This is a genomic window from Pseudomonas sp. PS01270 (assembly GCF_029959775.1).
GTDB classification, from domain to species: Bacteria; Pseudomonadota; Gammaproteobacteria; order Pseudomonadales; family Pseudomonadaceae; genus Aquipseudomonas; species Aquipseudomonas atacamensis.
The window spans coordinates 1-10,774 of the sequence record NZ_JASCPT010000155.1; the positions used below are offsets into that span (position 1 = coordinate 1).

General features: G+C 58.9%; 10 protein-coding genes. 4 read left to right on the forward strand and 6 right to left on the reverse strand.

Going from position 1 to position 10,774, the window contains the following annotated elements:
- Nucleotides 1-128: 128 nt before the first annotated feature.
- Nucleotides 129-1,448: a PAS domain-containing methyl-accepting chemotaxis protein gene (locus tag QMX86_RS25260; RefSeq protein ID WP_073472053.1), complete on the reverse strand. Its 1,320-nt coding sequence runs from the start codon at nucleotides 1,446-1,448 to the stop codon at nucleotides 129-131.
- Nucleotides 1,449-2,168: 720 nt separating this feature from the next.
- Here QMX86_RS25260 and QMX86_RS25265 point away from each other — a divergent pair.
- Nucleotides 2,169-2,576 (forward strand): GNAT family N-acetyltransferase, encoded by a 408-nt coding sequence (locus tag QMX86_RS25265; RefSeq protein WP_122752182.1) that lies wholly within the window; start codon nucleotides 2,169-2,171, stop codon nucleotides 2,574-2,576.
- Nucleotides 2,577-2,657: 81 nt separating this feature from the next.
- Here the strand turns inward: QMX86_RS25265 and def are convergent, their stop codons facing one another.
- From def to QMX86_RS25280, 3 genes are all read right to left on the reverse strand, one after another.
- Nucleotides 2,658-3,197: a peptide deformylase gene (def, locus tag QMX86_RS25270; RefSeq protein ID WP_073472047.1), complete on the reverse strand. Its 540-nt coding sequence runs from the start codon at nucleotides 3,195-3,197 to the stop codon at nucleotides 2,658-2,660.
- Nucleotides 3,194-4,150 carry a YihY/virulence factor BrkB family protein gene (locus tag QMX86_RS25275; protein WP_041479188.1) on the reverse strand — a complete coding sequence of 319 codons (957 nt, stop codon included), beginning with the start codon at nucleotides 4,148-4,150 and terminating at the stop codon, nucleotides 3,194-3,196. Before QMX86_RS25275 ends, def begins: the two co-directional genes overlap by 4 nt.
- Nucleotides 4,151-4,313: 163 nt before the next feature.
- Nucleotides 4,314-4,505, reverse strand: a complete 192-nt coding sequence (locus QMX86_RS25280) for a CsbD family protein (RefSeq protein ID WP_016775518.1) — start codon at nucleotides 4,503-4,505, stop codon at nucleotides 4,314-4,316.
- A 194-nt stretch (nucleotides 4,506-4,699) separates the two neighbouring features.
- On the opposite strand from QMX86_RS25280, the gene QMX86_RS25285 reads away from it, so the two are divergent.
- Nucleotides 4,700-5,077: a hypothetical protein gene (locus QMX86_RS25285; RefSeq protein WP_016775519.1), complete on the forward strand. Its 378-nt coding sequence runs from the start codon at nucleotides 4,700-4,702 to the stop codon at nucleotides 5,075-5,077.
- Nucleotides 5,078-5,239: 162 nt separating this feature from the next.
- Here the strand turns inward: QMX86_RS25285 and fadD1 are convergent, their stop codons facing one another.
- A complete protein-coding gene (gene fadD1, locus QMX86_RS25290) occupies nucleotides 5,240-6,937 on the reverse strand; it encodes a long-chain-fatty-acid--CoA ligase FadD1 (RefSeq protein ID WP_024014053.1) in 1,698 nt (565 codons plus the stop codon).
- A 347-nt stretch (nucleotides 6,938-7,284) separates the two neighbouring features.
- Nucleotides 7,285-8,973 carry a long-chain-fatty-acid--CoA ligase FadD2 gene (gene fadD2, locus QMX86_RS25295; RefSeq protein ID WP_024014054.1) on the reverse strand — a complete coding sequence of 563 codons (1,689 nt, stop codon included), beginning with the start codon at nucleotides 8,971-8,973 and terminating at the stop codon, nucleotides 7,285-7,287.
- Nucleotides 8,974-9,198: 225 nt separating this feature from the next.
- On the opposite strand from fadD2, the gene QMX86_RS25300 reads away from it, so the two are divergent.
- Both QMX86_RS25300 and QMX86_RS25305 read left to right on the forward strand, forming a co-directional pair.
- The gene (locus QMX86_RS25300) at nucleotides 9,199-10,143 is read left to right on the forward strand and encodes an alpha/beta hydrolase (protein WP_073472045.1); all 945 of its coding nucleotides are present in this window, start codon (nucleotides 9,199-9,201) and stop codon (nucleotides 10,141-10,143) included.
- Between the two features lie 44 nt (nucleotides 10,144-10,187).
- Nucleotides 10,188-10,658, forward strand: coding sequence for a MaoC family dehydratase (locus QMX86_RS25305; protein WP_003227420.1), 471 nt, complete (start codon nucleotides 10,188-10,190; stop codon nucleotides 10,656-10,658).
- Nucleotides 10,659-10,774: the final 116 nt, after the last annotated feature.

A 10,774-nucleotide genomic window follows, 5' to 3' on the forward strand; every position in this document is an offset into this window, starting at 1 on the left:
ACGCTGGACTCACCTGTGGGTGCGTGCCTGCTCGCGAAGGCGTCGTATCAGAAAGACATGTGCTGGCTGACATAACGCTTTCGCGAGCAGGCTCGCTCCCACATTGGCTATTGGTGACGTTGAACAGCTCAGTTCAATTGCAGGGTTTCATTGAACTGACTGATCGCATCCACCACATGCCGCGAGCCCTGCTGAATCTCGAGGATCACCTCGCCCGCCTCGTTCGCCAGCTCCACGCCCAACCCGGTTCGGCTCAGGCTCGACTGCATGCTCGATACCGCGCTCAGCGACAGGTCGTGGTTCTTGCGCACCACGTCGACAATTTCCAGAGTGGCCTGACTGGTCCGCGCGGCGAGGCTGCGCACCTCATCGGCGACGACGGCAAAACCGCGTCCATGCTCACCGGCGCGCGCCGCTTCGATCGCTGCATTGAGTGCCAGCAGGTTGGTCTGATCGGCAATGCCGCGAATGGTCTGGACGATGGTGCCGATGATGTCCGACTGTTTGCTTACCGCATCGATGCTCACCGCCGCTTCGTTCAGATCGCGGGAGATGTCCTGAATGATCTGCACGGTCTGCTGCACGACTTGTGAGCCTTTTTGCGCGCACGCGTCGTTTTGTACCGAGGTGCTGTGGGCCGATTCCGCAGCGTTTTGCAGGGTGGTCATCTGCCGGGTGATGTCGCTGGCGAACTTGACCACTTTGTACAGGCGGCCCTTGGCGTCGAACAGCGGGTTGTACGAGGCTTCCAGATAAACCATCTGGCCGGACTTGTTCTTGCGTTCGAAACGGTGCGAGTGATATTCGCCGCGATTGAGCGAAGCCCAGAACGCTTTGTATTGCGCGGACTCCGCTTCGGCGCGGTGACAGAACAGGCTGTGGTGCTGGCCGACAATTTCAGGGTGCGCGTACTGCATCGTCTGCAGAAAGTTGTCGTTGGCGCGGATGACATGGCCTTCGGGAGTGAACTCGATCACCGCCATGGAACGACCGATCGCCGCCAGCATGGCTTCTTCTTCATGTTCTTTGTTGATGCGTGCGGTGATGTCCGCCGCAACCTTGATCACACTTCTGACCTGTTTGTCGGGCCCGAACACCGGCATGTAACTGGCTTCAAGCCAGATCTCCCGGCCGCTCTTGTTCAGGCGCAGAAAAGTGCCGCTGAGCGGTTCACCACGAGCCAGGTCGCGCCACAACTTCGTGTAGTCCTCGCTGCGGTAGAAGCTTTCTTCACAGAAGATCCGATGGTGTTTGCCGCGCACTTCTTCGGCGCTGTAGCCCATGGTCTTGCAGAAGTTCTCGTTGGCGTCGAGAACGATGCCGTCCGGGGTGAACTCGATCATCGCCATCGAGCGGCTGATCGCCTCTATTTTCGCGTTGGCCTCGGTCAGCGCACAGCTGAAACGCTCGATTTCCCGCAGGTCAGCCTTGTGATGTAGGTTGAACATGGTTGTATCACCTTCCGCGCGTTCTTTTGATTTGATGAAAGTTCAGGTCTTGCAAGATCCATCACTACGTTCCACAGAACAGGCACACGCCTTCCTCCACGGGAGGAAGTTGTCAGGTGATAAATGATGATCAATCGGAGGGTCCCTGCAGCGACGCTCTGATCAAGACATCCTTTTCTTGATAGCCCGCAAGCGGGCCAGCCCTAACGCGTAGAAGAACTTCCATTTAGATGACGCTCCTTGTTGGTTCAGTGTCGGTGCCTTGGATTGCGCACTCTGGCAGCATGAATCACGGACCAACCTGTTCCATCGGCCGGTTGGCATGACGGTCGACATGGTTAGTTACCTGCAAGCATAGCCAGCGCAACGCCGGGCGCAAGGCCACTAGTCGGCCAGTATCTGGCACTTTTTGCACAAGAAACGGTTCAGCGCGGGGAAACAGTGTGGTGAAAACGGACGTTTTCGCCAGCGAGGCGGGAGCCCGTGAACCGGGCTTCCGCATGGTTTGATCAATGGCCGAAAATATCGACCTTCTTGGCTTTCTTCTCGGCACGTTTTTCAATCGCGGTCTTGGCCGGCTTCTTCTTCGCGGCTTTCTTTGAATCCATACCTTTGGACATGATCGGTACTCCACTCACAGGGGTGTGAGTTCAGGTATACACCTATCCCGAAGCGCGCGTTCTTTTATAATCGGCGCTTTTCGCAGCGACAGCCCGAACCATGTCCGATATCCACTACAGCCAGCTCGACGAATCGTTGTGGCCGCTGATGAACAAGTTCTACCGCAGCCACCAGTCGTCGATGAAGGCCGTGCGCGAGGCGCAGTTGTGGGTAGCGCGGCGCGGCGAGATCGTTGCGGCGCTGTGCCTGCGTCCGGTAGCGGGCGGGCATTGGCTGACGGGGTTGTTTGTTGACCCGGGGTGTCGCGAGCAGGGCATTGCTGCACAACTGATCGCGGCGGCGGTTGCTGAGGTGGACGAGCCGGTGTGGCTGTTCTGCCATCCTGATTTGCGCGGGTTTTATGAGCGACGCGGGTTCAGCTTCGATCCGCCGCTGCCGCAGGCGATGGCCGAGCGGTTGAGTCGGTATGCGCGGAGCAAGCCGATGATTGCGATGGGGCTAGTTTGAAGATCAAAAGATCGCAGCCTTCGGCAGCTCCTACACCGATCCCTGTAGGAGCTGCCGAAGGCTGCGATCTTTTGATTCTGGTTAATCGTCAACGTTGGGATCAAGGTCCGGAAACAGCACTTCGGTAAAGCCGAACTTGCTGAAGTCGGTAATCCGCGACGGATACAGCCGGCCGATCAGGTGATCGCATTCATGCTGCACCACTCGCGCATGAAACCCCGAGGCCACTCGCACAATCGGCTCGCCCTTCGGATCAAAGCCTTCGTAGCGAATCTGCTGATAGCGCTCCACCGCGCCGCGCAGGCCCGGCACCGACAGACAGCCTTCGAAGCCCTCTTCCATCAGCGGATTCAACGGCGTGATGAGCGGGTTGATCAGGATCGTCTGCGGCACTGCTTCAGCGTCCGGATAACGCTCGCTGTGTTCGAAGCCGAAGATCACCAGTTGCAGGTCGACGCCGATCTGCGGCGCCGCCAGGCCAACGCCGCCGACGCTTTCCATGGTCTGGAACATGTCATCGATCAATTGCCAGAGCTCGGCACTGTTGAACATTTCCGGTGGTACCGGCGCGGCGATGCGCAGCAGGCGCTCATCACCCATTTTCAGAATTTCACGAATCATGGTCGCGCTTCGTCAGTGTCCGGCTTGAGCGAATGATCGCGGCCCAGGCCCGAGACGTGTTGTTTGGGGGATTCGTCAGGCTCGCCAGGGGCTTTTTCGCCCTTTTCCTTGCCTTCGGCGGACATGTGCTCGATCACCGCGTTCATCTCCGCGCCGAGCAACAGGACTGCGGAGGAAATGTAGAAATACAGCAAGAGCACGATGATCGCCCCGATGCTGCCATACATCGCGTTGTAGTTGGCGAAGGTTTTCACGTAAAAGGCAAACCCCAACGAGGCTAGGATCCACACCACTACAGCCAGCACCGAACCTGGGGTGATGAAACGGAATTCCTGTTTGACGTCGGGCATCACGTAATAGATCAGCGCCACCGCGACCATCATCAGAATCACGATCACCGGCCAGCGGGCGATCGTCCACACCGTGACGATGAAGTATTCCAGTCCCACTTGTGCGGCAATCCAGCCCATCACCTGCGGCCCGAGCACCATCAGCGCGGCGGCGATCAGGAGCATGCCGGCGATGCCGACGGTGTAAACGATCGACAAAGGGAAACGCTTCCAGATCGGCCGGCCTTCGACCACGTCATAAGCGGCGTTCATCGCGCTCATCATCAGGCGCACGCCGGCGGACGCGGTGTACAGGGCGATCACGATACCGATGGACAGCAGGCCACCCTTGGATTGCTGCAACTGGTCGATCACCGGGTTGACCTGCTCCAGCGCCTGCGGCGGCAGCACCAGTTCGGATTGCAGACGCAGCCAGGAGAAGAAATCCGGCAGGTGCAGGAAACCGATCAGGGCGATCAGGAAAAGAATGAACGGGAAGAGCGAGAACAGCATCTGGTAGGCCAGTGCCGAGGCGTAGGTCGACATTTCGTCATCGACGAACTCAGTGACCGTGCGCACCATCACCCGGTGCAGGGGCAGACCTTTCATGTCCGGAAATATCATTCGCGTCTCCTTGCGCCGCAAAAGGTTGAAGTCGTGGCGACTCAGGGGCCGTTTTTTACCTCAAGGTAGCCTAGTTGACGAGCCTTTGGCGGATGACCGCAGGGTTCTGATACAAAAACGGCCATCCTTGGATGGCCGCTCGTGTGATTCGTTCAAGGCTCGCTTACGCCTTGTCGACGCCTTTTTTCACAGCGTCCTTGGCGTTGCCGACCGCTTGCTGGGCTTCACCTTTTTTCTCTTGAACCTTGCCTTCGGCGCGCATCTTGTCGTTATCAGTAGCTTTGCCGACGCCTTGCTTGATATTGCCGACGGCTTCGTTGGCCATGCCTTTTACTTTATCGCCTGTGCTACTCATGGTGTTTCTCCGTGAAGCATAAAGGGAAGAAAAGTCATTACGTAACGATTGACCGGTGCGCTTTGCGCCGAGTTTCATTTATTTTTCCGGCATTTCGTCGTGGCGCGCAGGTTGCGCTTTATGTTTGCCGGCGTTGCCCCGAGAATGCTCAGCCTACGGGCGCTGAGCCCGGCACACCGATTCGCAGGAATGTCATGAAGCTCAATAAAACCCAGGCCATCGCCCGTCGCAACCAGGAACTGGGCGGCGCCGTGCTCGGCACCAACAACTGCCACTTCGCCGAACTGAACCGTAACCGCAATATCTGGTGGTTCGACCTGCCGGTGTCGCGCTTGGCCATCGGTCAGTACGAGTGGATTCACTTGCTGCTGCACACCCCGGCGACCGATGAGTTGCTGCACCTGAAAGTGCCGACGGTGTTCCTGCGCGAAAAGCTCGAAGGGCTGGTGATTCGCAATGAAGGCAAACGCAAGGCGGCGCTGAGCCTGGAATTGAGTGCGGACAAGGATTCGTATCTGCAGGACATGCGACCGGCGGGGACCAACGTCAACTTTGCACCGTTTCGTCAGTAGGATTTGCACTTGATCGTTCCCACGCTCTGCGTGGGAATGCATCTCGGGACGCTCTGCGTCCCTGCAGGGCTGGACGCGGAGCGTCCGGGGCGGCATTCCCACGCGGAGCGTGGGAACGATCAGTTCACCAACAAAAAGCCCCGCATCTGCGGGGCTTTTTATTTACGCGGCAGACTTGGCCTTGATCTTCTTCAGCTCTTCATCCCGCAATTCGCGGCGCAGGATCTTGCCGACGTTGGTAGTCGGCAGCGCATCGCGGAATTCCACCGAACGCGGCACTTTGTAGCCGGTAACGTTGGCGCGCATGTGGTCCATGACCTGTTCTTTGGTCAGGGTCACGCCCGGTTTGGCGACGATGAAAATCTTGATCGCCTCACCCGACTTCTCGTCCGGCACGCCAATCGCCGCGCACTGCAATACGCCCGGCAAAGTCGCCAGCACGTCTTCCAGTTCGTTCGGATAGACGTTGAAGCCAGACACCAGAATCATGTCCTTCTTGCGATCAACGATGCGCATGTAGCCGTCCGGCTGGATCAGCGCGATGTCACCGGTTTTCAGCCAGCCGTCGCTGTCGAGCATTTCATCGGTGGCTTCCTGACGCTGCCAGTAACCCTTCATCACTTGCGGGCCCTTGACGCACAACTCGCCGATTTCGCCCAGCGGCTGCTCGACACCGGCATCGTCGATGACTTTGCACAGGGTCGACGGCACCGGAATGCCGATGGTGCCGATCTGGATGTGCTGGATCGGGTTGACCGTGGCCACCGGGCTGGTTTCGGTCATGCCGTAGCCTTCGCAGATGGCGCAACCGGTCACGGCTTTCCAGCGCTCGGCCGCCGCCAGTTGCAGGGCCATGCCGCCGGACAGGGTGACTTTCAGCGCGGAGAAATCCAGCTTGCGGAAACCTTCGTTGTTGCACAGCGCCACGAACAGCGTGTTCAGACCGACAAAACCGCTGAACTTCCACTTCGACAGTTCCTTGACCATCGCCGGCAGGTCGCGCGGGTTGCTGATCAGAATGTTGTGGTTGCCGATCAGCATCATCGCCATGCAATGAAAGGTGAACGCATAGATGTGATACAGCGGCAGCGGCGTGATCAGGATCTCGCAGCCTTCGTTGAGGTTGGAGCCCATCAGCGCCTTGCATTGCAGCATGTTGGCGACCAGGTTGCGGTGCGTGAGCATTGCGCCCTTGGCCACGCCGGTGGTGCCGCCGGTGTATTGCAGAACCGCGACATCGCCGCTGTCCGGGTTGGCTTCGGCCACTGGCTGGCCGTGGCCCTTGCTCAGGACGTCGTTGAATTTGATGGCTTTGGGCAAGTGATAGGCCGGGACCATTTTCTTCACGTACTTGATGACGCTGTTGATCAGCAGGCGCTTGATCGGCGGCAGCAGGTCGGCGACTTCGGTGACGATGACGTGCTTGACGCCGGTCTTCGGCACCACGGCTTCGGCCAGGTGCGCCATGTTCGCCAGGCACACCAGGGCTTTGGCGCCGGAGTCGTTGAATTGGTGTTCCATTTCCCGCGCGGTGTACAGCGGGTTGGTGTTGACCACGATCAGCCCGGCGCGAATGGCACCGAAGACCGCGACCGGGTACTGCAGGACGTTGGGCAGTTGCACGGCGATTCGATCACCGGGCTGCAAGTCGGTATGCTGTTGCAGATACGCGGCAAAGGCCCCGGACAGCTCGTACAGCTCACCGTAGGTGATTGTCTTGCCGAGGTTGCTGAAAGCCGGTTTGTTGGCGAAGCGTTGGCAGGATTGCTTCAACACTGCCTGAATGTTCGGATACTCGTCTGGATTGATCTCGGCTGCGATTCCAGCCGGGTACTTATCCTTCCAAAAGTCTTCGATCATGGAAGCCCACTCCTCAGCAACGCGAATTCTTCACCGCATTTGATGCGATTATTATTGGTGTGTGTTTTGTATTGGTGAATCCGGCGTTTTACAGGCCGAGAAGTCACAAAGCGCGCCGAGAGTAGCAGCTTTGCCAAGGGCCGACCAGAGCCAAAAGAGGCCCCTACAGTCATATTGATGACTCAAGACTTGCCAGCGGTCATTTTAGAGCAAAAATCCTATAACTCCCCAAAACCCCCGAATTCAGCGGGCACAAAAGATTCGCGAGCAGGCTCGCCCCCACAGAAACCATCGATACCTGTGGGAGCGAGCCTGCTCGCGAATGTCACAAGCGCTGCGGTTCAGGCCTAGGCGATATCCCGCAACTCGCGCCGCAGAATTTTCCCTACAGGCGTCATCGGCAACGACTCACGCAACACGATGTGTTTCGGCACCTTGTAGGCCGTGAAATTCTCTTTGCAGTACGCCTTCAGCTCTTCCAGGCTGACCCCGCTCTCCCGCGCCACCACAAACAGCTTCACCGCCTCTCCCGAACGTTCGTCCGGCACGCCGATGACCGCGCAGTTGGCGACTTTCGGGTGGGCCATGACCACGTCTTCGATTTCGTTGGGGTACACGTTGAAGCCGGAGACGATGATCATGTCCTTCTTGCGATCGACGATGCGCACGAAACCGTCCGGGTCGATCACGGCGATATCGCCGGACTTGAACCAGCCCTCGGCATCCAGCACTTCGGCGGTGGCTTCGGGCTTGTTCCAGTAGCCCTTCATGATCTGCGGGCCTTTGATGCACAGCTCGCCGCGCTCGCCCAGCGGCTGTTCGACGCCGTCATCGTTGATAATTTTCACCAGCGTGCCCGGCACCGGCAAGCCGACAGTGCCCAGGCGCGACTGATCGCCGTATGGGTTGGTGCACGCCACCGGCGAGGTTTCGGTCAGGCCGTAGCCTTCGGTAATACGGCAACCGGTCATCTGCTCCCAACGCTCGGCGGTGGCCTTGACCAGCGCGGTACCGCCGGAGTTGGTCAGCTTCAGGCTGGAGAAATCCAGGGTCTTGAAGTCAGGGTGGTCCATCAGCGCAACGAACAAGGTGTTCAAACCCAGCAGCGCCGAGAACCGCCAGTTTTTCAGTTCCTTGATGAAGCCGGCGATGTCGCGCGGATTGGAGATCAGCACGTTGTGGTTGCCCGAGACCATCATGCACATGCAATTCGCGGTGAAAGCATAGATGTGGTACAGCGGCAGCGGCGCGATCATCACCTCCTGGCCTTCGCGCAACAGCGGCTGACCGTCCGGGCCGAGCTGAGCCAGACAGGCGCGCACCTGCTGCATGTTCGCCACCAGATTGCCGTGGGTGAGCATCGCGCCCTTGGCCAGGCCAGTGGTGCCGCCGGTGTATTGCAGCACGGCGATGTCATCGAGGCCGACGTTCAGCGGTTTGATGCCCAGGCCGCGGCCCATGCGCAGCGCGCTTTTGAACGAGGTCGCTTGCGGCAGCGAATACTCGGGAACCAGTTTCTTCACTTTGCTGACCACGGTGTTGACCAGCCAGCCTTTGGCGGTGGGCATCAGGTCGCCCATCTTCGCTTCGATCAAATATTGGATGTCGGTGTCGGGCAGCACTTCCTGGACTTTCTGTCCGAACAGATTCAGGTAGACCAACGCGCGTGCACCGGAATCCTTGAACTGGTGGCGCATTTCCCGTGGCGTATACAACGGGTTGGTATTGACCACGATCAGCCCGGCGCGCAGCGCGCCGAACACGGCAATCGGATAATGCAGAACGTTGGGCATCTGCACCGCAATGCGATCCCCCGGCACCAGATCGGTATGGGCCTGCAGGTATCCGGCAAACGCCGCGCTCTGGCGCTCGAGTTCGGCGTAGGTCAGGGTGATGCCCATGCTGCTGAACGCCGGGCGGTCAGCGAACTTCTTGCAGGAACGCTCAAACACTTCGATGACCGACTTGAACTCGCCCATGTCGATGTCCAGCGGTACGCCGGCCGGGCGTTTGTCATTCCAGAAATCAGGTTGCATTGTTCTTGTCCTCTTTACCTGAGCCGATCCGGGAGCCGCTTTCTGTCGTTTCTGCTTCGTCCATGGAAGGCGAAAAGCACAAAGCGGAGCTTCACGGACACTAGCAGCTATGGCCATTGAGGCAAATATGACGCAAGCCCTCATTGATCCCGTGAATCTTCCTGCCGTGGCGTGAGCTGATCAGACGCGCTATACACTGTGGCGATGCTGAGCAAAGGAATCGCCATGACCCACGACACCTTCTGGCTGGACGCGAGTGACCGCAGCCGCCTGTACGTCAACCGCTGGCTGCCGGCCACGCCATTGAAAGCGGTGATTCTGCTGGCCCATGGCATGGCCGAACACAGCGCTCGCTACGCGCGGCTCGCTGACACGTTTTGCGACAAAGACTATGGCGTCTACGCCCCGGATCTGCGCGGCCATGGCCGCACCGCCGACAACGGCACCCTCGGCCATTTCGCCGATGACGACGGTTGGCGCAAGGTCGTCGGCGATCTGGCCAGCCTCAACCAGCACATCGGCCAGCAACATCCCGGCGTGCCGATCATCCTGCTCGGCCACAGCATGGGCAGCTACATCGCCCAAGGCTATTTGTTGCACCACAGCGCCAGTCTGCACGGGGCGATTCTCAGTGGCTCGAATTTCCAGCCGGTGGCGCTGTATCGCGCCGCCCGGCAGATTGCCCGACTGGAAAAACTGCGCCAGGGCGGCAAGGGCCGCAGTGCATTGATCGAATGGCTGTCGTTCGGCTCGTTCAACAATAAATTCAAACCGGTGCGCACCCGTTTCGACTGGCTGAGCCGCGACGCGGCGGAGGTCGACAAGTACGCCGCCGATCCGCTGTGCGGCTTTCGCTGCACCAATCAGCTGTGGATCGACCTGCTCGGTGGGTTGCAGCAAATCAGCAAAGCGTCCAATCTCGCGCAGATCGATCCGGGCCTGCCGCTGCTGGTGATTGGCGGCGAATGTGATCCGGTGAGCGAGGGCAAGCGTCTGACAGATCTGGCCAATGCTTTGCGCAGGGCCGGCAGCCAGCATCTGCAACTGAAGATCTACCCGCAGGCCCGGCACGAATTGTTCAATGAAAGCAATCGCGACGAAGTGAGCGCGGATGTGCTCGCCTGGATCGACCAGGCCCTGAGCCACCGGCGCCCGCAGCGCAGCGAATAAATTTTTTGTGGATTGACTGAAATCCGTCACAGGAATCGAAACCGATGACCCAGGTTACCAACATCCCTTACGAAGCCCTTGAAGTCGGCCAGACCGCCAGCTACAGCAAGACTGTCGAAGAGCGCGACATTCAGCTGTTCGCCGCGATGTCGGGCGACCACAACCCGGTGCACCTGGACGCCGAGTTTGCCGCCGCCAGCATGTTCAAGGAACGCATCGCCCACGGCATGTTCAGCGGTGCGCTGATCAGCGCCGCCGTTGCCTGCGAATTGCCAGGGCCGGGCACTATTTATATCGGTCAGCAGATGAGCTTTCAGAAGCCGGTGAAGATCGGCGACACGCTGACGGTGCGCCTGGAGATTCTGGAGAAACTGCCGAAATTCCGCGTGCGCATTGCTACTCGCGTATTCAATCAGCGTGATGAATTGGTGGTGGATGGAGAGGCGGAGATTCTCGCGCCGCGTAAACAGCAGACGGTGACGTTGCCGACTTTGCCGGCGATCAGTATCGGCTGATCAGTTGCACAAAATAAAAGTGGGAGCGAGCCTGCTCGCGAAATGGTCGTGTCAGCAAAAGCAACAATGCATGACACACCGAAATCGCGAGCAGGCTCGCTACAACAGTTGTTTCA

Excerpts from the sequence above, each read along its gene's own strand:
- QMX86_RS25260 (WP_073472053.1), bottom strand. The coding sequence starts at position 1,448 with ATGTTCAACCTACATCACAAGGCTGACCTGCGGGAAATCGAGCGTTTC.
- QMX86_RS25265 (WP_122752182.1), top strand. The coding sequence starts at position 2,169 with ATGTCCGATATCCACTACAGCCAGCTCGACGAATCGTTGTGGCCGCTG.
- def (WP_073472047.1), bottom strand. The coding sequence starts at position 3,197 with ATGATTCGTGAAATTCTGAAAATGGGTGATGAGCGCCTGCTGCGCATC.
- QMX86_RS25275 (WP_041479188.1), bottom strand. The coding sequence starts at position 4,150 with ATGATATTTCCGGACATGAAAGGTCTGCCCCTGCACCGGGTGATGGTG.
- QMX86_RS25280 (WP_016775518.1), bottom strand. The coding sequence starts at position 4,505 with ATGAGTAGCACAGGCGATAAAGTAAAAGGCATGGCCAACGAAGCCGTC.
- QMX86_RS25285 (WP_016775519.1), top strand. The coding sequence starts at position 4,700 with ATGAAGCTCAATAAAACCCAGGCCATCGCCCGTCGCAACCAGGAACTG.
- fadD1 (WP_024014053.1), bottom strand. The coding sequence starts at position 6,937 with ATGATCGAAGACTTTTGGAAGGATAAGTACCCGGCTGGAATCGCAGCC.
- fadD2 (WP_024014054.1), bottom strand. The coding sequence starts at position 8,973 with ATGCAACCTGATTTCTGGAATGACAAACGCCCGGCCGGCGTACCGCTG.
- QMX86_RS25300 (WP_073472045.1), top strand. The coding sequence starts at position 9,199 with ATGACCCACGACACCTTCTGGCTGGACGCGAGTGACCGCAGCCGCCTG.
- QMX86_RS25305 (WP_003227420.1), top strand. The coding sequence starts at position 10,188 with ATGACCCAGGTTACCAACATCCCTTACGAAGCCCTTGAAGTCGGCCAG.